General features: G+C 67.6%; 16 protein-coding genes and 1 tRNA gene. 7 read left to right on the top strand and 10 right to left on the bottom strand.

Going from position 1 to position 21,743, the window contains the following annotated elements; genetic code table 11:
* Nucleotides 1-50: 50 nt before the first annotated feature.
* The gene (locus tag HFP89_RS00900; RefSeq protein ID WP_240955785.1) at nucleotides 51-1,223 is read right to left on the bottom strand and encodes an FAD/NAD(P)-binding oxidoreductase; all 1,173 of its coding nucleotides are present in this window, start codon (nucleotides 1,221-1,223) and stop codon (nucleotides 51-53) included.
* Between the two features lie 37 nt (nucleotides 1,224-1,260).
* Here HFP89_RS00900 and HFP89_RS00895 point away from each other — a divergent pair, with 37 nt between their 5' ends.
* The 3 genes from HFP89_RS00895 to HFP89_RS00885 all read left to right on the top strand — a co-directional run bounded on the left by HFP89_RS00895 (nucleotide 1,261) and on the right by HFP89_RS00885 (nucleotide 4,591).
* Complete coding sequence (locus HFP89_RS00895; RefSeq protein WP_168715752.1) at nucleotides 1,261-2,469, top strand: serine hydrolase; 1,209 nt, start codon at nucleotides 1,261-1,263, stop codon at nucleotides 2,467-2,469.
* Entirely contained in the window at nucleotides 2,469-2,879 is a 411-nt protein-coding gene (locus HFP89_RS00890) for a secondary thiamine-phosphate synthase enzyme YjbQ (RefSeq protein WP_168715751.1), read from the top strand. The genes HFP89_RS00895 and HFP89_RS00890 overlap by 1 nt, the downstream gene beginning before the upstream one ends.
* Nucleotides 2,880-3,004: 125 nt before the next feature.
* Nucleotides 3,005-4,591: a peptide MFS transporter gene (locus HFP89_RS00885; RefSeq protein ID WP_168715750.1), complete on the top strand. Its 1,587-nt coding sequence runs from the start codon at nucleotides 3,005-3,007 to the stop codon at nucleotides 4,589-4,591.
* A 60-nt stretch (nucleotides 4,592-4,651) separates the two neighbouring features.
* On the opposite strand, the gene HFP89_RS00880 is transcribed toward HFP89_RS00885, so the two are convergent.
* Nucleotides 4,652-5,848: a DUF4105 domain-containing protein gene (locus HFP89_RS00880; protein ID WP_168715749.1), complete on the bottom strand. Its 1,197-nt coding sequence runs from the start codon at nucleotides 5,846-5,848 to the stop codon at nucleotides 4,652-4,654.
* 81 nt (nucleotides 5,849-5,929) lie between these two features.
* Nucleotides 5,930-9,199: a S41 family peptidase gene (locus tag HFP89_RS16265; protein WP_168715748.1), complete on the bottom strand. Its 3,270-nt coding sequence runs from the start codon at nucleotides 9,197-9,199 to the stop codon at nucleotides 5,930-5,932.
* A 155-nt stretch (nucleotides 9,200-9,354) separates the two neighbouring features.
* Between HFP89_RS16265 and HFP89_RS00870 the strand changes: the two genes are divergently transcribed.
* On the top strand, nucleotides 9,355-10,041 hold the full coding sequence (locus HFP89_RS00870; RefSeq protein WP_168715747.1) for a sel1 repeat family protein: 687 nt from the start codon (nucleotides 9,355-9,357) through the stop codon (nucleotides 10,039-10,041).
* A gap of 99 nt (nucleotides 10,042-10,140) precedes the next feature.
* Nucleotides 10,141-10,815, top strand: coding sequence for an SEL1-like repeat protein (locus tag HFP89_RS00865; RefSeq protein WP_168715746.1), 675 nt, complete (start codon nucleotides 10,141-10,143; stop codon nucleotides 10,813-10,815).
* 57 nt (nucleotides 10,816-10,872) lie between these two features.
* On the opposite strand, the gene HFP89_RS00860 is transcribed toward HFP89_RS00865, so the two are convergent.
* From HFP89_RS00860 to mtnA, 3 genes are all read right to left on the bottom strand, one after another.
* The gene (locus HFP89_RS00860) at nucleotides 10,873-14,235 is read right to left on the bottom strand and encodes a S8 family serine peptidase (protein WP_168715745.1); all 3,363 of its coding nucleotides are present in this window, start codon (nucleotides 14,233-14,235) and stop codon (nucleotides 10,873-10,875) included.
* A 180-nt stretch (nucleotides 14,236-14,415) separates the two neighbouring features.
* Complete coding sequence (gene gyrA, locus HFP89_RS00855) at nucleotides 14,416-16,992, bottom strand: DNA gyrase subunit A (RefSeq protein WP_168715744.1); 2,577 nt, start codon at nucleotides 16,990-16,992, stop codon at nucleotides 14,416-14,418.
* A gap of 141 nt (nucleotides 16,993-17,133) precedes the next feature.
* Entirely contained in the window at nucleotides 17,134-18,165 is a 1,032-nt protein-coding gene (gene mtnA / locus HFP89_RS00850; protein ID WP_168715743.1) for an S-methyl-5-thioribose-1-phosphate isomerase, read from the bottom strand.
* A gap of 176 nt (nucleotides 18,166-18,341) precedes the next feature.
* On the opposite strand from mtnA, the gene HFP89_RS00845 reads away from it, so the two are divergent.
* Nucleotides 18,342-18,959, top strand: coding sequence for a peptidylprolyl isomerase (locus HFP89_RS00845; RefSeq protein ID WP_168715742.1), 618 nt, complete (start codon nucleotides 18,342-18,344; stop codon nucleotides 18,957-18,959).
* Nucleotides 18,960-18,981: 22 nt separating this feature from the next.
* Nucleotides 18,982-19,740, top strand: coding sequence for a UDP-2,3-diacylglucosamine diphosphatase (locus tag HFP89_RS00840; RefSeq protein WP_168715782.1), 759 nt, complete (start codon nucleotides 18,982-18,984; stop codon nucleotides 19,738-19,740).
* Between the two features lie 128 nt (nucleotides 19,741-19,868).
* Here the strand turns inward: HFP89_RS00840 and folE2 are convergent, their stop codons facing one another.
* From folE2 to HFP89_RS00820, 4 genes are all read right to left on the bottom strand, one after another.
* The gene (gene folE2 / locus HFP89_RS00835; RefSeq protein WP_168715741.1) at nucleotides 19,869-20,840 is read right to left on the bottom strand and encodes a GTP cyclohydrolase FolE2; all 972 of its coding nucleotides are present in this window, start codon (nucleotides 20,838-20,840) and stop codon (nucleotides 19,869-19,871) included.
* A 147-nt stretch (nucleotides 20,841-20,987) separates the two neighbouring features.
* Nucleotides 20,988-21,064 (bottom strand) — tRNA-Pro (locus HFP89_RS00830).
* 41 nt (nucleotides 21,065-21,105) lie between these two features.
* Nucleotides 21,106-21,462 (bottom strand): MerR family transcriptional regulator, encoded by a 357-nt coding sequence (locus tag HFP89_RS00825; RefSeq protein WP_168715740.1) that lies wholly within the window; start codon nucleotides 21,460-21,462, stop codon nucleotides 21,106-21,108.
* Nucleotides 21,443-21,742, bottom strand: a complete 300-nt coding sequence (locus tag HFP89_RS00820; RefSeq protein WP_168715781.1) for an integration host factor subunit alpha — start codon at nucleotides 21,740-21,742, stop codon at nucleotides 21,443-21,445. The genes HFP89_RS00825 and HFP89_RS00820 overlap by 20 nt, the downstream gene beginning before the upstream one ends.
* Nucleotide 21,743: the final 1 nt, after the last annotated feature.

Genomic DNA, 21,743 nt, shown 5'->3' with positions numbered 1-21,743 from the left:
GAACCGGCCCCGGCGGCACGGCCGCCGGGCGAGCGCTTCGCTGCGCGACCTCAGCGATAGTTCCGCAGGTAGTTCCACTCGAACAGGCGCTTGGCCCAGTGCCAGCCGCGAAACGGCGGCAGCACGCGATTTCCCTTTTCGGTCCGCGTCACCAGCAGGCCGCGGTCGTGCATATCGACGATGCACATCAGCTCGGCCTTGTACCCGTGGCGGGGTGGTACGCCGTCGAATTCAGCGACCAGGTTGCGCGCCGCGGCCGCGGCCTGCAGGTCGGCCATGTGCGCCTGCTTCGGCATCCAGCCCGGGCCCGGAAAGCTGCCGGCATCGCCGGCCACGTAGACCCGCTCGAGCCCGGCCACGCGACAGTGCGCATCGGCCTGGATCATGCCGCCAGGCGAGCGCGGCAGCGGCGTGTCATCGAACCACGCGTTGCCGGTCATGCCGGGCATGAACAGGATCAGGTCGGCATCGAAGGACCCGGCCGAGGTCTCGACCGACCGCTCGGAGAACCGCTGCGGCTTCTCACCGAGCCGCAGCGTGATGCCGCAGCGTCGCATTTCGCGAACCAGCCGTTCGACGGCCTTTTCGCCGAGTCGCTGGCCCGGTTTCTCGGCCGGCGTGAAGAACACCAGTTCGAAGCGGTCGCGACGGCCCTGCTTGCGCAGCCAGCGCTCGATGCCGAACAGGAATTCGAACACCGGGCCGCCGCGCATGGCCGATGGCTCCTCGGGATTGCCCGAGAACCCGAATGCGATCGTCCCGCCGTCCAGTTCATGCAGGCGCTCGCGAAGCCGCAGCATGGGCCCGGTCCCGCCGCACGGAAGAATCGCGTGCTCCAGCCCGGGCAGTCGGTCCAGAAAACGACCGCCGCAGGCAATGATCAGCCCGTCGTTGGCGAGTTCTCCTGCCGTCGTCGCAAGCCGACGCCCGTCTTCGGAAAGGCCGGTGGCCTCGGCCGGATGGTGGGTCACGCCCATGCGGTCGAAGAAGCGACCGAGCGGGATCACCAGGTCGTCGGGCTCGCGCCCACCCGTCGGAATCCAGATGGTTCCGGGGTAATAGACGAACTCGGCGCGCGGCGCGACCACGTCGATGCCGAGACCCGGTGCATGACGACGCAGCGTCCGGATCGCGGTCAGCGCCGCGAAACCGCTGCCGACCACGGTGACCCGGCGTGAGGAAGGATCGGTTCGGCCAATGCCCATATGCACGAAGTCTAACATTGCGCTCGTCGGGCGATGCTCGTGTACGCTGATGCACATGCCTGTATCGAACGACGTTCGACTCCGATCGAAGACCGGACCCGCGCTTCGGCTCGGCTGGCTGCTCCTGCTCCTGGTCGCCGCAGCGAGCGCCTCCGCCGACGACGCCTACGTGCCGCCGCCGGGCCAGTGGTCGACCGTCGAGCCGGCCAACGCCGGTTTCGACCCGCAGCGACTGGCCCGCGCCGTTGCCGCGGCCCGGGCGCAGGCCGTGACCGAACCGACCGATCTGCACCAGGTCCTGATCGACAGCTGGTCGCCGCGGGAGCCGAACTATCGCGTGCTGGGACCGACCCGCCCCCGCGGCGGCGACAGCGGACTGATCCTGCGCGGCGGACGGATCGTGGCCGAATGGGGCGACGTCCACCGCGTCGACATGACGTTCAGCGTGGTCAAGAGTTATCTCGCCACGATCGCGGCGCTGGCCCTGGACGATCGGCGCATCCCCGGAATCGACGCACGAGTGGCCGAAAGCGTACCGGGGCCCTGGTTCGAAGGAGAGCACAACGGCGCGATCACCTGGCGCCACCTGCTGAACCAGACCTCCGACTGGTCGGGAACGCTGTGGGACGTACCCGATTGGGCCGACCGGCCCGAAGGCGACGACCCGGAGGCCTGGCCGGACCGACCGCTGCATCCGCCGGGCAGCCGGTTCAAGTACAACGACGTGCGCGTGAACCTGGCCGCGCTGGCGCTGCTCCAGGTCCATCGGCAGCCACTGCCGGTCGTGCTGCGCACGCGGATCATGGACCCGATCGGCGCCTCGCCGACCTGGCGCTGGCACGGCTACGGCAACTCCTGGATCGAACTCGACGGCCTGCGCATGCAGTCGGTCTCCGGCGGCGGCCACTTCGGCGGCGGCCTGTTCATCTCGACCCGCGACCACGCGCGCTTCGGCCTGCTGATGCTGCGGCGCGGCGTCTGGGGCGAGCGACGCCTGCTGTCCAACGCCTGGTTCGACCTGCTGCGCGAGCCGGTCGAGGTCCGGCCGGACTACGGGCTGATGTGGTGGCTGAACACCGACCGCGAGCGGATTCCGGCCGCTCCGGCAAGCGCCTACTGGGCCGCCGGCTTCGGCGGCAACTCCATCTACATCGATGAGTGCAACGACCTGGTCGTGGTGCTTCGCTGGATCCCGGCGCTCGAGGGTGTGATCACCGGCCTGCTCGAAGCGCTCCGACCGGACCAACGCTGCGACGCCGGGTAATGCATCGCCAGACCCTGAGCGTCGATACGCCCGGTCGTGCCCTGGTGGACATCACCCGGCAAGTCACCGAGGTCGTGATCGGCAGCGGGATCGACAGCGGCCTCTGCCACCTGTTCATCCTGCACACGTCCGCCTCGCTGCTGATCACCGAGAACGCCGATCCGGACGTGCTGCACGACCTCGAAACGGTCTTCGCACGACTGGGGCCTGACGGCGATCCGGACTATCGACACACCGCCGAGGGCCCGGACGACATGTCGGCGCATATCCGCAGTGCACTGACGCAGACATCGCTGTGTCTTCCGCTGGACGCCGGCCGGCTCCGCCTCGGCACCTGGCAGGGCATCTTCCTCTGGGAGCATCGTCGCCGGCCCCACACCAGGCAGATCGTGGTGAGCGTGGCCGGCTGAAACACGATCTTCTGGCCGATGTCAGTTGACTTGCAGACCCGATTTCGGGCAAGTTGTCGTACTTGCCCGGCCGATCGATGACTCACGGCCGTTCCTATCCATATCCAACGTTTCGGGAACTCCGGATGAATCAAGCCACTCCTGCCGCCGGCACGCCGGGCAAGACCTTCTTCGGCCACCCGGCCGGCCTCGGCACGCTGTTCTTCACCGAACTCTGGGAGCGCTTCAGCTACTACGGCATGCGCGCCCTGCTGGTCCTGTTCATGGTCGCCGCGGCGACCGAGGGCGGACTGGGTTTCGACGACGCCACCGCAACCGCGATCTACGGCCTCTACACCGCGGGGGTCTACCTGGCCGCGCTGCCCGGCGGCTGGCTGGCCGACCGCGTGTTCGGCCAGCGCAACGCGATCTGGTACGGCGGCATCATCATCGCTGCCGGGCACCTGGTGCTGGCCCTGCCCGGCTTCGGCTGGGTCAGCGAGCACTACGGTTTCTTCATCGGACTGATCCTGATCGTGGTCGGCACCGGCCTGCTCAAGCCGAACATTTCCAGCTGCGTCGGCGAACTCTATCCCGAAGGCGGCGCGCGCCGCGACGCGGGCTACGTGCTGTACTACATGGGCATCAACGTCGGTGCCTTCCTGGGTCCGCTGATCTGCGGCTTCCTGCGCATCAACATGGGCTGGCACTGGGGCTTCGCTGCCGCGGCGGTGGGCATGATCGCCGGCCTCGTCGTCTACAAGTGGAGCGAGCGCCACCTCGGCGACTACGGCAAGGAACCGCACCCGACGCCGGCCGGCAAGGAAGGCCAGACCAACGCGATGAAATGGGCGACCTACGGCGGCACCGCGCTGTTGTTCCTGGTCGCGGTCCTGGCGCTGGAAGGCGTGATTTCGATCGACGCGATCTCGCTGTCGCAATACACCGTCTACGCGATCGTCGCGGTCGCGGCGCTGTTCTTCGGCCGGGTGCTGCTCGACGGTTCGCTGACCCGGCTCGAGCGCAATCGGGTGATCGTGCTCGTGGCGCTGTTCATCGGCGCGGCGCTGTTCTGGTCGGGCTTCGAGCAGGCCGGCTCGTCGCTGAATCTCTTCGCCGAGCGCTACACCGCGCGCGAGATGCTCGGCCTGGTCATTCCGGCCGAGGTCTTCCAGTCGCTGAACCCGCTGTACATCCTGGTCTTCGCGCCGTTCTTTTCCGCGCTGTGGATCAATCTCGGCCGGCGCAACCTCGATCCGTCGATCCCGCTGAAGTTCGCGCTGGGCTTCCTGCAGCTCGGTCTGGGCTTCGCCTTCATGTGGGTCGCGGCCTCCCTGATCCAGGACGGCGACCAGGTGCTGCCGACCTGGCTGTTGCTGACCTACCTGTTCCACACCACCGGCGAGCTCTGCCTGAGCCCGATCGGCTTGTCGGCCACCTCGAAGCTTTCGCCGCGCAAGTACTACAGCCAGATGATGGGCATGTGGTTCTTCGGCGCCGCGCTGGGCAACCTGATCGCCGGGCTGGTCGCCGGCGAGTTCAGCGGGGATGCGGTCAGCGAGTTCCCGGCGCTGTACCGCCAGATCGTGATCTTCTGCGGCGTGGTGTTCGTCGGCTTCCTGGTCGCGACCCCGTTCCTGAAGAAGCTGGCCGCGCTGGACCGGATCGACGGCCACGTCCGCGAGGACGAGCCCGGCGCGTTCGAGCAGGACGTGCCGACCGGGCGCCGCTGACCCGAACGCCGCGGCCGCGGCATCGATATCGACGGCGCCGGCCGGCGGCGCCGTTTTCGTTCAGGCCGGCGCCCGGGCCTTCTCGGCCGGCACGCTGCGGTGCCAGACCCAGAGCGCGGCCAGCTGGACCGGCGCCAGCGCCAGCAGCAGGTCGTTGTTCCATTGGCCGCTGCCGAAGGCCTTGATCACCAGCAGCGCAACCAACAGGCCGATGACGACGCTCGCGATCCAGCGTTCGAACCGTCCGCCGCGAGCGCGCCAGAGCAGGACCAGCAGCGGGTTGAGCAGCAGCACGTTCTGGTTGGCGCCGGCCGCCAGGTGGTCGGTGGCCAGCCACAGGAACAGCAGCAGCCCGCCGGCCAGCGCATCGAGTGTCAGCCAGGCTCGCCAACCGGCCAGTTTCAATCCCCGACGACGGAACAGCAGGTACGGCACCAGCAGCAGCGCCAGCCCCCCGACCATCAGGCCCAGCACCGGCACCCACGGAAAACCGGGGACTGCAGCCGGCTCGGGGCGCTGCGAGACGTGCAGCATCCGGTCGTCGACGACCAGTGGTCTGGACCCGCCCTCGCCGTCCGGCAACCGGAACCCGGCCGCGACCTCGGCCACCACGTCGGGCAGGAACATCTCGTCCCAGACCGTCCGCGGTCGATCGACCCCGGGGCCCAACGCGGCCTGGATGCCGAGGTAGAGCAGCGGGTCGGGCCGCATCAGGCGGCGGGTGTGTTCGCGAAAGGTCAGCCGTGCCGGTTCCGTCTGCGTGGCGTTGCCGAGCGCACCGTCCAGGGCGTAATCCAGCGCATCCCGGATTCGCGTCGAGCAGTTGTTCAGGTAGTAGTCGTAGCGGAAATTCCGGTTCTCCGGTGCCACGCGCAGATCCAGCCAGTCGGTGAGACGGCGGATCGTCGGATCGTCCAGGTCCAGTCGCTGGGCCCGGACCGAGCGATCACGCCAGCGGTAGTAGGCCAGTTCCTCGGCCGGATCGCGGGCCACGGCGTAGTAGATCAGGTCGCCGAACAGGTAATCGAAGTAGAAGCCCGGCGTGTCGAAGTCGAAGAACCCGAAGTTGTAGATCCGGTCGACACCGCGCGCCGGGTCGCGAATCCACAGCGCGTTGTGGCCGAACCGTTCCTCGACTCGGTCGGCCTTGCCGTAGGTCATCAGCCAGGCCTCGGCCGCCCGGGTCTCGGGCGCCTGGGCCAGCAGCAGCACCCCGAACAGGAACGGGACCAGACGGTTCCAGCGCAACGAATTCATGCCGACGGGCTTCGAGAGGTACGGCGCGCAAGCATAGCAGCCGCCCGGTGGCCGGGCGGCTGAAGGATCGGCCGATCCGGCTCAGGGCGTCTTGACCGGCGGCGCAGGTCGCGCCGGGGCCGCCGGCGGATCCATCGCGACCCGTTCGAGCAGGTATTCGATGGCCGTTTCGAGCTGGCGGTCCCGCCCGGCGATCACGCTGGCCGGATCGTTGTCGATCTCGATGTCCGGCGCCACGCCCTCACCCTCGACGACATACTCGCCCTCGGTGTTCAGGAAACCGAACTCCGGGACGTTCACCGAGCCGCCGTCGATCAGCGGACCGTGACTGGTGATACCGACCACCCCGCCCCAGGAACGCTTTCCGATCAGCGGACCGAGCCCGGCGTTGCGGAACTGGTAGGGGAAGATGTCGCCGTCGGAGGCCGAGTTCTCGTTGAGCAGCGAGACCAGGTGGCCGCGGAAGGCCTGGTACGGGTAGTTGGTCGCTTCCGGCATGGTCCGCGAATAGCCCAGCGCCAGCGGCTTGCGGGCCAGCCGCTCGATGATCATCTGCGAGACGTTGCCGCCGCCGTTGCCGCGCACGTCGATGACCAGGCCGTCGCGATCGATCTGGCCATAGAACCACTTGATGAACTCGCGGATCCCGTCCGGGCCCATGTCCGGCAGGTGCAGGTAGCCCAGGCGGCCGTCGCTGGCGGCTTCGACCGCGGCCTTGTTCGCGCGGACCCAGGCCAGGTAGTGCAGCGGCTGCTCGTCATCGATCGGCCGGACCAGCACCTCGCGGGCATCGCGTCCGTCGGCCCGACTCGCCAGCGTCAGCGCGATCGGCGCGTCACCGAGCCCGGTCAGGCGCAGGAACGGATTGACACCGGCGTCCAGCGGGCGGCCGTTGATCGCCAGCAGGTAGTCGCCGACCGACGCCTCGACGCCGGTTTCGGTCAGCGGCGCACGGTATCGCGGCTCGTCGTTCTGGCCGTCGAAGATGGTCGAGAGCCGGTACAGGCCGGTCCGGTCATCGAGCTCGAAGCGCGCGCCGAGCAGGGCGACGTCGGGGCGTTCGGGAAGCCCGAGATCACCGCCCGCGACATAGGCATGCGACACGTTCAGTTCCGCAATCATCTCGCCGAGGATGTCGTTGAGGTCCATGCGATGTGCGACGTGGACGAGCAGCGGCCGGTACTGATCGCGCAGCGCCTCCCAGTCGTAGCCGTGCATGTTGTCGACGTAGAAGAAGTCGCGGAAACGACGCCAGACCTCGTCGAAGGCGGTCTCCCACTCGGCCATCGGATCGATCTCGGCCACCAGGCCGTCGGTCGGGACCGCGACCGGGTCCTTGCCGTTGCCCAGGGTGTGCACCCGCCACTGGCTACCCTGCCGGGTCAGCAGTTTCCGGCCATCGGCGCTGAGATCGACCGAACCGATGCCATCGACCAGCGTCGACAGCTCATCGTCGGCGAAGTCGTAGCGCTTCAGGCGAGGCGGCGTGGACCAGCCGCGGCCGTAGTAGAACGCGTCGATCTCGGCCAGCAGAAGACCGCCTTCCACGGCCCACAGGTCCTGATAGTTCGAGGCCTCGACCGGCACCCGGATGATCCGCCGGGCCAGGCCGTCGAATTCGATCGCCACGTCGGCTGCCCCGTTCTTGTCGTTGTCCTCGTCACTGTCGTCGTCGGCATCGGCGTCGAGAATCCCGGCGTCGGAGGGGTCCTCCGGCGCGAACGGGTTGGGCGCCTCGCCGGTCAGCGCATAGGCGAACGCTCCGGTCACCCGGTTGGTCGCGAAATTCCACTCACGGCCCGAGATCTGCGGCGCGAACTCGCGATCGGCAAGGAAGAACAGATGCTGCCCGTCCGGCGAGAACGAAGGTTCGTACTCCGAGAACAGGCCTTCGGAAATCTGCCGCGTCTCGCCGTCACGGACATCATGGATGTACAGCGCCCGGAGCTGGTTCGGCCGGGTCTGGCTGAAGGCCAGGTAGCGTCCGGACGGCGACCAGCTGTAATCGCGGTTGCGCCAGCTCGGGTCTCGACCCACCGATTCCGGCTCGCCGCCGTCGACGGCCTGGACGAAGATGAAGCCGTCCTTGTCGGAGTAGGCGATGTGCTGTCCATCCGGCGCGAACCGCGGTGCATACAGGCGGGTCCGGGGCGGCGACGGCAGCTTGCGCGGCTCGCCGCGACCATCGGCGGCTGCGATGTACAGCGCTTCTTCGCCGTCACGATCGGAGATCCAGGCAAGCCGTGTCCCGTCCGGCGACCACGCCGCTTCCCGCTCGTGGGCGTCCGACGACCGGGTCAGCGGGCGCGTCACGCCGGATCCGACCGGTGCATTGAACAGGTCGCCGCGCGCATAGAACAGTACGCGTTCGCCGGTCGGGCTGAGCCAGGCGCTTCCGATCCGGTCCGAGACATCGACGGTGCGCACGCGGCGGTTGACGCCATCGTCGGGCACCCGGATCGACAGGCGCCGGTCGTCGCCGGTGGCGACATCCAGGATGCGCAGCGCGCCGCCATGTGTGTAGACGATCCGCCCCACCCCGTCATCGGCCGGCCAGCGCACGTCCCAGTCGTCGTGGGTGGTCAACGCATCGACGGCACCGCTTTCCGGGTCGACGCGGTACAGGTTCAGTTTGCCGGACTCACCACGATCGGAGGCGAAGTACCCCATCCCGTCGATCCACATCGGGTCGCGGTCGGTGCGCGGGTGGGTCGTCACTGCCCGAGCGGTGTTGCGTTCCAGATCGAACAACCACAGGTCCTGGGCCCAACCGCCCTCGTAGCGCTTCCAGGTCCGGAAGTCGCGCGCCAGCGGTGTATACAGGATCGCCGAATCACCCGCGTACACGCCCGAGCCGGCCTGCGGCATCGGCAGCACGGTCGGCAGACCGCCGTCGACCGGCGCCACGTAGAGCTGGCCATCCGAGGAATCGTGCGCATCGCGCAGCGACCGGAAGACCACGCCGCTGCCGTCCGGCGTCCAGCCGTGGACCTGGTGGTCATAGCCCCAGCGCGGCGGCAGCGGCCCGGCGGCCGGATAGGCGGTCAACTGGCGCGGCTCGCCGCCGGCTGCAGGCATCACGTACACCTGTTCGTCACCGCCGTACTGGCCGGTGAACGCGATCCACTTGCCGTCGGGCGAGAAATGAGCGAACAGTTCGAGTCCGGGATGGCTGGTCAGCCGGCGGGCCTCGCCACCCTGATCGGAGGCAATCCACAGGTCGCCACCGTAGGTGAACACCACCCGATCATCGTGCAGGTCGGGAAAGCGGAGCAGCAGGGTTTCTTCGTCCTGAGCATGCAGCGGCAGAGTGGCCAGCAGCAGGACAACGGAAAGAATCGTTCGGTACACGCGGGGGTCTCCTTGCACGCCCGGTGCTCCGGGCAGATTGTCGATCCGGGCAGTGTATCGCTCCAGCGTGCCCGTTCCGGGTGCCAGAAGTCCTGTCGACGCAGCAATCCGGCGCACGTGGCACACTGGAGGCAGTTCACGGAGGGCCATGCGCCATGTTCAGACGTTCTGTACTGCCGATCGTCGCGCTGCTTCTGGTGTCGGCCGCCTCGATCGCCGACGAGCCGCTGGAACGACCCGGCGAGCCGATCTATGCCTACGATGAACACACCCCGGGCCAGCGCTTCATGATCCTGGCCGGGCGCGCCTACAAGGCCGGCATGTTCGAAAGCGCGCTGGGTCATTTCAAGGCCGCGGCCCGTTGGGCCGACAAGTTCGCCCAGTACAACGTGGGCATCATGCACCTGCGCGGCGAGGGGACCGAATATGACCCGCTGCAGGGCTGGGCCTGGCTGGAACTGTCCGCCGAACGCGGCTATCCCCAGTTCCAGGACGCCGCCGATGCGCTGTGGGCGATGTTCAACGAGCCGGAGCGCAATCGCGCCAGGGCGGTCCTCGAACAGGACCTTCTGCCGGTCTACGGCGACGCACAGACGCGCGAGCGCACCGCGCGGGAAATGCGATTCCGGATGCGCGACGCGACCGGGACCCGGACCGGTTCGCGCGCGTTCATGAGCATGCTCACCATCATCGACCGGACCGGATTTCCCCGCGACGCCGATGAGTTCTACGATCCCGACAAATGGAATTTCGACACCATCGTCGACTACGAGACGCGGCTGATGAGACGGGTCGCCGAGGGCGAAGTCGACGTCCGCGAGCTCGAGCTGGACGAGAACTGACCTTCATGGATTGAAAATCGCCGGAACTTTTCCGGATAATTTCCGTCGATGGCATCGGGCGTTGGCGCCCATTGGCAACCACGAACGGGGACGAAACCCATGAAATCGACCGCACTCCTGACGGCCGCGCTGCTGGCCGTCGTCTTCACCACCTCCGCTTCGGCCCAGAACGGGTCGCCCTTCAGCTACGCCGAGCACACACCGGGCGCACGCCTGGTCGCCGAAGGCAAGCGATCGTACGACGCCGGCCAGTATGCCTCGGCGCTGACCAAGTACGAAGCCGCCGCGCGCTGGGCCGACAAGTTCGCCCAGTTCAACATCGGCGTGATGCACCTGCAGGGCAAGGGCACCGAGTTCGATCCAGCGCGTGCGCTGGCCTGGTTCCAGCTTGCCGCCGAGCGCGACTATCCGATGATGCTGACCATGGTCGAGGAGCTCGACGCGATGGTCGACGATCCGATCCGGCGCGAAGCCGAGCGGATCCGCGTCGAGGAACTCGAACCGCAGTTCGGCGACGAGGTCGCGATCGAGCGCACCCACCGCCGGATGCAGCGCGACCGCCGCTTGGCGACCGGCTCTCGGCTGGGCTTTGCCGGCTTCCTGCGGATCATCGACCGCAACGGGTTCAGCCGGGACGGCGCGGAGTTCTATGCCGAGGAGAAGTGGGACTTCCGCCAGATCGTGGCGATCGAGACCCAGCGTATGCAGGCGCTCGGCGACGGCCGCGTGGAGCTGCGCGAGCTCGAACTCGACGACGAACCGGAGCGGCCCTGACCGACACGCCGGGGACGGTCGTCCGTCCCCGGCACCGGCCCCTGCACCGCCGTCGGCTCAGGGGCTTTCGAAGCCGTCGAAGAAGATCTCTTCCTGCACGACCCGGCAGCTCTGGATGCGGACGTCGTCGATGTGCCAGTCGTCGGCGGCCACCGAACTGTCGGTGCCGATCCGGTAGCGGAAGCTCACCGTCTGACCTTCCAGCCCGCCCAGGTCGACCACGGTCCGGGTCCAGTCCTGGGTACCGCACCAGGCATCCCGATTCGCCAGCGGATTGCTGAATCCGTCGTCGATCGGTCCGGTGTACGGATTGGTCAGCAAGCGGCTGCTGTCGACCGGCAGCCAGGTCGCGCCGCCATCGTTGCTGTACTCGAGCAGCCCACCGTCGAAGCAGGCCGAGCCGCCGTCTTCCATGTCGCGCTTGCCGTAGTACTGCAGCGTCAGTGGCGAGACCCCGCTCGGCAGTTCGATCGGCGGTGAAACCAGCACCTGGTCGCTGATCGTGGCGATATCCAGTCCACGCCATGAATGCACCGGGCTGGTCGCGTCGGAATCTTCCAGCGCCCAGGTGTCGGTGCCGGCCAGGGCCGCGGTGGTCCAGCCGTTGGTGCCGTTTTCCATGTCGTCGATCCAGTGGATGTCGGCAGCCTGACCGAACGCGCAAACGCCGGGCTCGGCGGCCGTGCGCAGGTCGAACACCACGGAGACGTCCTGGCCGCAGGCATTCAAGGCGGTCACCCGCCAGTAGTATTCGGTGGCCGTCTCGAGCGGCAGCGTCGCTTGCAGTTCGCGAGTCACGATGTCGTGGATCACATCGGTGAACCCGGCGTCGGTGGCGACTTCCAGCCGGTAGTCCAGCCCCTGGGCGCTTGCCGCCCAGCTGAACGCGACGTCGGTCGGCAGGTCAAGCGCGCCGTCGACCGGCGCCTGCAGCGTCGGCGCCGCCGGCGCGGCATCGAACAGCTGCAGGTCCAGCGGCGCGCTCTTCGGCCCGCTGGTCGAGTTGCCCTCGACCTGCGCGGCATAGGTGCCCGGAACGACCGAGGCGCCAAGCGTCAGCGACAGCGTGGAGGACGACCCCGGATCGACCGGGTCGACGCTGAACGTCCCGGAGGCACCGGCCGGCAGCCCGCTGGTGGCCAGCGAAACCGGGTCGCTGTAGCCCAGCAGGCTGCCGACCTGGACGGTGACATCGCGGGAATCCGGCACGCAGGCCAGGATTTCGGCCGGATCGAGCTCGAGCGTGTAATCCGGTTCCTCCAGACAGTTCTGACAGATCAGGGCAAAATGCTGTGCGGTGGTGACGCTGGACTGATCCAGCAGCACGCTGCCGGCGATCTGGAAGGCATCGACGGTGATCGTTGCCGACGGGCCGGGAGCCGGCAGCGTCACCTGTTCGATGTTGTTCAGCCGGTCGGGCGACCCACCGGGCTGCGATACGCCGCTGCTGTAGTTGTTGCCGAGATACGTTGTCCCGCCGTTGGTCACCGTCAGGTCGAGGTCGTTGACCAGAGCGGGGTTGGCGCCGATCGCGCCCGGTGCATCCGACCAGACCAGGGTCACCTTCAGCGGCTGGGTCGGATCGACCACGCCGACGGTCCGGGTGAAGCTCTCGCCGGAGGCAGTGAACAGGGTTTCCTGGTCCCAGAACTCGAAGCTCAGGCCGTCATCGACGATCGTCGAGAGGTCGACCCGACCCCAGCCGGAATCGTTGTTCGGTGGCGGCGAGCCCGACAGCGCGGTCGCCGAATTGATCAACAGGGCCTTGCCCATCGCCGGGCTCGGCGTGGCGCCGGCGAACTGCTGGCGCCACCACTGGGTAAACAGGATCAGCGCGCCCGACGCATGCGGGGCCGCCATCGAGGTGCCGCTGCAGAACGAGTATTCGCCATCGGTACCCGAAATCGGCGACGCGCACGAAGAGGCGCTCGGCCGGCGCGTGGAGCTGACGCTCTCGCCGGGCGTCGAGATGGTCGGCAACCAGCGACCGTCGACGGCCGGACCGCGGCTGGAGAAGCCGCTGATCGCATCGACGTCGCCCGAGACGCGGAAGGTCTCCAGCGAACCGGTCACCACCACGTTCTTGGCCTCCTTCGGTGCGGTCACGCCGCTGCCGCCGGAGTTGCCGGCCGAAAACACCACCATGAACGGGTCGAGCACCGAGGGCGTATCGAAGTTGCCGTCCAGCACCATCAGGTCATAGGTTCGCTCGGTGGCCTGATAGCCGTGCTGCGTGCCTTCGCCGGAGGTCCACGAGTTGTTCGAGCCGATCGCCCCTCCGGTCAGCGCATCGCGGCTGAGCACCGGCCACCCTCCGGCCGGCGGCCAGCTGCTCTGCGACCCGCAGATCGGGTTCTGGGCGAAGATCGACACTTCCGGCGCCACGCCGTGGCCGTAGAGGAAGCCGTCGCTGTCGACGAAGCCGGCCGTGCCGTCGCCGGCGAAGATGCCCGTGACGTGGGTGCCGTGGCCGCCCGAGGTCGGATCGTCACCCGGGTTGGCAAGGTTGCAGCCCGGATAGTTCGCGCCACCGACAATCCGGCTGCTGTAGTCGCCGTGGCCGTACCAGACGCCCGAGTCGGTGGTCGACCAGGTCACGCCCGAGCCGTCCAGGCCGACCGAGCCCAGCCAGGCCGGATAACCCGGGAACGGGATGTTGTTCGCGTCGAGGTTGTCGGCCAGCACCTGGGCCCCGCTTTCATCCTCCAGCTCCGGCTCCGGGCTGAGGTAGCTCAGGGCGATGACCTCGGAAAGATCGGCCAGAGCCGGCAGCATGCGGACATCCGCTTCGATGACGGCGTTGTAGAGCCGTCGGTCGGGCTGGGCGGCCCAGACGTCGATGACCCGTGCGCCGAGAGCCGCGATCGATCGCGCCACGTCGCCGGGATCGCCGCTGTTGTAGAAATGGACGTTGATGTTGCGGATCCATTCACCGCGCGCCTTGAGGCCCGGCTGGGTCTTCAGGCGCGTCGGTAGCGGACCGACGTGCCGAAGGAACGGCGAGCCGGCGGCCCGTCCGGCCGAAACCGCATCGCCCCAGGCCAGGTAGCCGAAGCCCGGCAGCGGCTGGAATACGTCCAGCCCGGCATCACGCAGCGCCAGCAGGTCGTCGGCCAGGGCCGGGCCGCGAAGCTGGACCAGCAGCAGACCGGCGCCGTCCGGCGCGCGCGACGGCTCGTCGCGGTCCAGCTCGGTCGGGTCGAAACGCTCGCCGTGCAGCCCGATCCGGTACGGCGAATCGATCCGCTCGGTCGAGGCCGCCAGCAGCGGCGCGAGCTCGGCGCGATCGCCGACGACCCAGACGAAGCGGCCATAGTCACGCACCCATTCGGCACGTTCGAGCAACTCCGGCGAGGCCGCCCGGGCCGGATCCATGCGCCATGCCGAGTCGGCGGCCAGCGCGGCTCCTGCGATGCTCATGGCAACGATCGTGAAGACCATGGTCGTGACCTTCGTGGTCACCAATCGGCAGAGAGCGGGGGGCGAGGTACGCGCGGAAGGAATGAACGGCATGGGCGGGCTCCTGAATCCGGAATGACAACGAGCCGCCCTCAGGCGGCCCGGTGGACAGTACAGCAAGCGCCCGACGGCGGCAAGCCGTCAGGCGTCGTCGTCCATCTCGACGTCCTCGTCGTCGCCGAGCTCCTCGTCTTCGGACACCGCAACCCGGGCGATACCGATCAGCTGTTCGCCCTTGCCCAGGCGCATCAGCGTCACGCCCTGCGTGTTTCGACCCAGGCGGGAAATCTCGGCCACCGAGGTCCGGACCAGGGTGCCGCTGTTGGAGGTCAGCATCACGTCGTCGTCGTCGCTCACGATCAGCGCGGCAACCAGTTCGCCGTTGCGGCCGCTGGTCTGGATGCCGATCACGCCCTGCCCGCCGCGGTTGTAGATCGGGAACTCCTCCAGCGCGGTCCGCTTGCCGTAGCCGTTGGCCGTGGCCAGCAGCAGATCGGCCGAATCGTCGACGACCAGCATCGAAACGACCTGCTGGTCGGCCTGCAGGCGGATGCCGATCACGCCCCGGGTCTGGCGGCCCATCGGCCGGACCTTGTCCTCGCCGAACCGGATCGCCTTGCCGGCCGACGACAGCAACAGGATGTCGCGACTGCCGTCGGTGAACGCGACGTCGACCAGCTCGTCGTCGCCCTCGAGCTCGATCGCCCAGATGCCGTTGGCACGAATATTGGCGAAATCCGACAGCGGAGTCTTCTTCACCCGCCCGCTGCGGGTGGCGAAGAACACGAACCAGTCGTCCGGGAACTCGCGAGTCGGCAGCACGGCGTTGATCCGCTCGTCGGCATCGAGCGGCAGCAGGTTGACCATCGGCCGTCCGCGCGAGCTGTGACCGGCCTGCGGCAGTTCGTAGACCTTGGTCTTGTAGACCTTGCCGGCGCTCGTGAACACCAGCAGCGTGTCGTGGGTGTTGGTGACCCAGAACCGCTCGACGAAGTCCTCGTCCTTGGTTCGGGCCGCGCTGCGCCCGCGTCCGCCACGCTTCTGGCTGCGGTAGCGGTCCAGCGGCTGGTACTTGGCGTAGCCTGCGTGCGAGAGGGTCACGACCACGTCTTCCGGCGTGATCAGGTCCTCCATGGTCAGATCGAGCTGATCGGCAACGATCTCGGTCCGACGCTCGTCGCCGTAGGTGGCGCGCAGGTCGGTCAGCTCGTCGCGGATGACCTGCATCAGCGCGTCCGGATCGGACAGGATGCGGATCAGCTCGCGGATGGCCTCGAGGATCTCGCGGTATTCGTCGGACAGCTTCTCCTGCTCCAGCCCGGTCAGCTTCTGCAGGCGCAGGTCGAGAATGGCCTGGGCCTGGACCGGTGAGAGCTGGTAGCCGCCGTCGCCGAGGCCGAATTCGGGCAGCAGATCCTCTGGCCGCGACAGGTCGGCGCCGGCCTCGCCCAGCAGCGCAGCCACCGGACCGGGCTCCCAACGGCGGGTCTGCAGCGCCTCGCGGGCCTCGGCCGGCGTCGGCGACGCCTTGATCAGCTCGATGATCGGATCCAGGTTGGCCAGCGCCACCGTCAGGCCTTCAAGGATATGGGCCCGGTCGCGCGACTTGCGCAGCTCGAACAGCGTGCGGCGCGTGACCACGTCGCGCCGGTGCATCAGGAACTGCTGCAGCACCTGGCGGATGTTCAGAAGCTTCGGCTGGTTGTCGACCAGCGCGACCATGTTGATGCCGAACACGCACTGCATCTGGGTGTTCTGGTACAGGTTGTTCAGCACGACCTCGCCGACCTCGCCGCGCTTGAGCTCGACGACCATGCGCATGCCGTCCTTGTCGGACTCGTCGCGAAGCTCGGAGATTCCCTCGAGCTTCTTGGCCTTGACCAGTTCGGCGATCTTCTCGAGCAGACGCGCCTTGTTGACCTGGTACGGCAGCTCGGTGACGACGATCTTGGTCTTGCCGGTGTCGACGTCTTCGAAATGGCTGCGCGCGCGCATGTAGATGCGGCCGCGACCGGTCCGGTAGGCCTCGGCGATGCCGGCCGCGCCATTGATGATGCCGGCGGTCGGGAAATCCGGACCCGGGAGATGCTCCATGATGCCGTCGATATCGAGCATCGGGTCGTCGATCAGCGCCAGCAGCGCGCCGATCACTTCGTTCAGGTTGTGCGGCGGGATGTTGGTGGCCATGCCGACCGCGATCCCGGACGAGCCGTTGACCAGCAGATTCGGTACCCGGGTCGGCAGCACGGCCGGCTCGTACTCCGACTCGTCGTAGTTCGGCAGCCAGTTGACGGTGTCCTTGTCGATGTCGGCCAGCATTTCGTGCGCAAGCCGGGCCATCCGGACCTCGGTATAGCGCATCGCGGCCGGCGAATCACCGTCGACCGAACCGAAGTTGCCCTGGCCGTCGACCAGCATGTAGCGCAGCGAGAATGGCTGCGCCATGCGCACGATGGTGTCGTAGACGGCCGTGTCGCCGTGCGGGTGGTACTTGCCGATCACATCGCCGACCACGCGGGCCGATTTCTTGTACGGCTTGTTGAAGTCGTTGCCGAGCACGTGCATGGCATAGAGCACGCGCCGATGCACCGGTTTGAGGCCGTCGCGGACGTCGGGAAGAGCGCGTCCGACGATGACGCTCATCGCGTAGTCCAGGTAGGACTGACGCATTTCGTCTTCGAGATTGACCGGGAGGACTTCCTGGGCGAGTTCAGCCATGCGATTCAGGTCTGGAATGGGCCGGAAGAAAAGCTCGCATCTTATTGTTTTTGATGCTTTTGTTCAGACCTTCCGACGCATCGGATCGGGTCCGTCACAATCCTGAAATTCTACCACAGCGCGCCCCGTACGCACAGCCCGTCACGGCTCGTCGACCGCGGCCCGGATCCGGCCGCCGAACGGCGGCTCGAGCACCCCGCGCTCGGTCACGATGCAATCGATCAGTTCGGCCGGGGTCAGGTCGAAGACCGGGTTCAGCGTCGCGACTCCGGCCGGCGCGCCGGCCAGGCCGGCGGCGCGCCACAGCTCACCGCCATCGCGTTGCTCGATCTCGATCCGATCGCCGCTGGGCGTCGAGGGATCCAGCGTGGTCGACGGCGCAACGACCATGAACCGGGCGCCGAAGCGGCGAGCCAGTACCGCCAGCATCAGCGTGCCGACCTTGTTGGCCACGTCGCCGTTGGCACAGATCCGATCGGCGCCGACGATCACCCAGTCGACCCCGTCCCGCTGCATCACAGCGGCCGCCGCCCCTTCGACCAGCACCTCCACCGGCACGCCTTCATGGGCCAGTTCCCAGGCGGTGAGCCGCAGCCCCTGCAACCACGGCCGGGTTTCGCAGGCCAGCACCCGGGCCAGCCGGCCGTCGTTCCAGGCCCGGACGATCACACCCAGGGCAGTGCCGATGCCGCCGGTGGCCAGCGCGCCGGTATTGCAGTGGGTCAGCACCGTCGAACCGGGTTCGATCAGGCTCGCGCCGGATCCGGCCATCGTGTCGTTGGCGGCCAGGTCGGCCTCGTGCATCGCCAGCGCGGCACGCTCGAGCGTTTCGACCGCCTCCCCGGGCGCACCCTCGGCCAGGCCACGCATCTGCTCGACCGCACCGCGAAGGTTGATGGCGGTCGGGCGTGCCGCAGCCAGCACATCCAGGTCGCGCAGCCAGCCCTCACGGTCGTTGCCACGGGCTCGCGCAGCCAGAACGCAGGCGTAGGCCGCCGTGAGTCCGATGGCCGGCGCGCCGCGCACGACCAGGTCGCGGATCGCCCGCGCGGCATGCTCGAGATCGTCGATCCGCAACCAGAGTTCGCGCGCCGGCAGCTCGCGCTGATCGAGCAGTTCGAGGACACCGGAGGCGTAGCGGATGGAGCGCACGGTGGAGGTGGACCTGACCATGGCCAGAGTCTACTCGGTCTCCTGGCCGGTGCGGGCGAGCGGCCTGCTGCGAATCGTCACCGATCGGGTATCATTCGCGGCACTGGAGAGGCCCTGCGCGATTCCACATCCATTTTCGTGCCTGACCTCACAAGCGATTCCACAATCAATTCCGACCGACCCCGGAGGATCCCCGGATGAAGTTCGTTTCCCTGCTGCCTACCCTGCTTTTGCTGTCGTCGTTTGCCGCCCGGGCCCAGGACGATGCGGCACCGGCCGGCGACAACCCGTTCGCACAGGCGCTGCCCACCGTCGTTCTTCATACGTCCATGGGACCGATCACGCTCGAACTGTTCGAAGACGATGCGCCGATCTCGACCGAGAATTTTCTGGCCTACGCGCGCGACGGTCACTACGACGGCACGATCTTCCACCGCGTGATCGGCAACTTCATGATCCAGGGGGGCGGATTCGACGCCGATCTCGACCAGAAGCCGACTCGCGACCCGATCACCAACGAAGCGGACAACGGCCTGAAGAACGCACGGGGCACCGTCGCCATGGCGCGCACCGGCATGCCGCACTCGGCCACCGCGCAGTTCTTCATCAATGTGGTCGACAACCCGGCGCTGGATCATCGAGGCACTCAGTCCGGCCGGACCTGGGGCTATGCCGTGTTCGCCCGCGTGACCGAAGGCATGGACGTGGTCGACGCGATCCGCGCGGTCGAAACCGCCCCGCGTCCGCCCCACCAGAACGTACCGGTCGAGCCGGTGATCATCGAGCGAGTCGAGATCTCCGCCGGCTCGGACTGACCCGCCGCCCGGAGTCCCGGCCATCGCGGCCCACGCCCATACGCTGCTCATTTCCGACCTGCACCTGCAGGCCGGACGGCCCGACATCACCCGGCAGTTCTTCGAGTTCCTCGCCGGCCCCGCGCGCCGGGCGCGACGGCTGCTGATTCTCGGCGACCTGTTCGAAACCTGGGTCGGCGACGACGCCGTCGGCCCGTTCGAGCGCGAGGTCGCCGACCGGCTGGCCGCCACCGCGGCACTCGGCGTGGAGATCATCTTCATCGCCGGCAATCGCGACTTCCTGCTCGGTGACGAATACTGTCGACTGGCCGGGATGCGGCGCGCCGAAGAACCGCTGCATCTGGACCTCGGTGGCGAGCCGGTGCTGCTGCTGCACGGCGACGTGCTGTGCACCGACGATACGGCCTACCAGCGCTTTCGTGCACGTGTCCGCGACCCGGGCTGGCAGCGTCGGATGCTGGCGCGTCCGCGCTGGCAGCGCCTGGGGCTGGCCCGGCTGCTTCGCCTGGCCAGCCGCCTGCGCACGCGCAGCGCGCCGGAACGGATCATGGACGTCAATCCGGACGAAGTCAGGGCCACGCTTCAGCGCGAGCAGGTCGGCTGCATGATCCACGGCCACACCCACCGACCGGCGGTTCATGCCGACCGAATCGACGATCGACCGGTCAGGCGGTTCGTGCTGGGCGACTGGTTCGATCAGGGCAGCGTGATCGAAGCCGACGACAGCCATATCCGGTTGATCACGCTGCCGCGCGGAAGCGCGGAAGACGCGCGAAGCTAGCCCGGATCGTTCCAGGCCCTACGCCGGGGCGCGCCAGGGTCCGGAAATGTCGCAACCGTCGATTCGATGAACGTCCCGGCCCGGGCGGGAACGGCAAGAGAGGCGGCCTCGCCGCCGACCGGAACGGCTCAATGCCAACCGTCGGGATGGCCGTCGATCGGCTTGTAGCCGTCCTCGACGCCCTTGGTCACGATCGCGACCGCGTTGTGCGGATGCAGGCTCTCGAAATGACGACAGCGGGCCCAGAAATCGGCGATCCGTGGATGGTCGTTCAATGCGCGCTGCACCCGCCGGCCGGCGTCTTCGCAGAACATCAGGTTGCGGCCGTTGAGGCGGGCGAATTCCTGCTCGTCCTCGCGCTTGACGGCGGTCTGGACCGGCGTCTTCAGCGCATCCTCGATCGTGTCGATCAAGTCGATGAACGGAAATGCCTCGAAATCCGGCGCCATCCGGACCCGGACATCGGCGCTGGAGCGCTGACTGTGCGGGGTGGCCATGATGCCCTGCTCGGTTCCCAGCCACGCCAGCACGGCGTCCCGGTCGACCGTTTCGCCGGCCGAGAAATCGCGCTCGAACTGCTGCTGGATCAGCTGGCGGGCCAGCGCGGCAGAACACGGGCAGGTGCTGGAGTAGGTGACCTGGAAGGCGACCTCCATGTCCAGCTGGCGCCCTTCCAGCGACGCGATGATGCTGAACGGATAGACCCGCCACCCCGAATTGTCGCTGGACAAGGCCGGCCGGCGTACCGGGTATTCGAAATCGATCCGGACCATCGCACGCGTGCTCAGGTCCTCGTGCGAGGCCAGGAAATCACCCAGCAGGTGGTGCAGCGCCATCGGCGTCAGGCGGTGCTCGGCCAGCGCTCGGTCGAGGTGCAGGTACAGGCGCGACATGTGGATGCCACGGACTTCGGGACGGTCCAGGTTGACGAACGCACTGACCCGGCCCGGGCATTGAATCTCCCGGTCATCGCCCTCGACCGCGAGGCGGATCGGGATCTCGATCTCGTTCATGCCGACCCAGTCCAGCGCACCGACAAGCTGGGTGTGCGGCTGGGAGGCGATGTCCGGCATGCCGGCGGCGTTCGATCTGTTCTTCATGATGGGTGCGGTCCTGGAAAGCTGCGTTGCGGCCGAGTGCCAGAATCCGGGAAGTCCGGCCGACCGGTATCCAGACCGGGTGAGCCCGTGATGCAGCGGTTTCAGGGATCGAGCTCGGCAAGCCCGAAGATCCGATGAAAAAAAAAATGGTCGGAGCGGGGAGATTCGAACTCCCGACCCCCACAACCCCATTGTGGTGCGCTACCAGGCTGCGCTACGCTCCGACCGTCGAACAGGGAATTATAGCGGCTGACGGCGGGGTCCGTCAGCGGCGGAGAACCTGAAGTACATCCTCGAGCTCGCTGCGAATCTGGCGCACCAGCTGCTGGCTGCGCGAGACATCCGACTGGGCCACCTCGCCTTCCAGCCGCTGGCGTGCACCGAGGATCGTGAAGCCCTGCTCGTGAAGCAGGCTGCGGATCTGGCGGATCATGATGACATCGTGGCGCTGGTAGTAGCGACGGTTGCCACGCCGCTTGACCGGCTTGAGCTGCGGGAATTCCTGTTCCCAGTAGCGCAGGACGTGCGGTTTGACCGCGCACAGTTCGCTGACCTCACCGATCGTGAAGTATCGCTTCGCCGGGATCGGCGGAAGTTCCTGATTACTCCCTGGGTCCAGCATAGGCCTCCACTCTTCCGCGCAGTTTCTGTCCCGGCTTGAAGGTCACGACTCGACGCGCCGAAATCGGGATCTCCTCCCCGGTCTTCGGGTTGCGACCCGGCCGCTGGCGCTTGTCGCGCAGCTGGAAGTTCCCGAAGCCGGAAAGCTTCACGTGTTCACCGGCTTCGAGCGCGTCGCGGATCGACTCGAACCAGGCGTCGACGAATTCCTTGGCCTCGCGTTTGTTGAGCCCCACTTCCTCGAACAGACTATTGGCCAGATCGGCTTTCGTCAGCGCCATT

This window comes from Wenzhouxiangella sp. XN79A, from assembly GCF_012272825.1.
In the GTDB taxonomy this organism is placed as follows: Bacteria; Pseudomonadota; Gammaproteobacteria; order Xanthomonadales; family Wenzhouxiangellaceae.
The sequence above is the reverse complement of the archived record's forward strand: the minus strand, read 5'-3'. Positions and strand labels throughout refer to the sequence as shown.